Origin of the sequence: Paenibacillus lentus (genome assembly GCF_042714055.1) — a bacterium.
Taxonomy (GTDB): Bacteria; Bacillota; Bacilli; order Paenibacillales; family Paenibacillaceae; genus Fontibacillus; species Fontibacillus lentus_A.
Genome location: NZ_JBHGVC010000047.1, coordinates 1 through 310, shown reverse-complemented (window position 1 = coordinate 310; position 310 = coordinate 1). Strand labels below are relative to the sequence as shown.

General features: G+C 58.1%; 1 protein-coding gene. It reads right to left on the bottom strand.

Translation table 11 applies throughout. The features are described 5' to 3' along the window. On the bottom strand, positions 1 to 310 hold a 310-nt coding region (locus ACE3MQ_RS27385), incomplete at both ends, for a phosphopantetheine-binding protein (RefSeq protein WP_379398787.1).

The window sequence follows — 310 nt, the reverse complement described above, 5'->3', positions numbered from 1 at the left end:
GATCCTCAGCCGCTCCACGTCCAGCGGCCCTTCCACCTCGATAAACTCCGAGATGTTGTAGCTCGTCCCCATTTGTTCGAACTGCTCCAGAATATACAGCCGCTTCTGCGCGGACGACAGCGGATAATTTTCCCGCTCCTCCACACGCTCCAGCCGATGATACTGCTGGATCTCGGCCTGCTCGATATATGCCGCCTGCTGCTCTACCGTCGTTCGCTCGAACAGGCTTCGCAGCGGAACGCTCACTTCAAACTGCTTGTGGATATGGGACGCCAGCATGGTCGCTTTAAGCGAATGCCCTCCCAGGGCG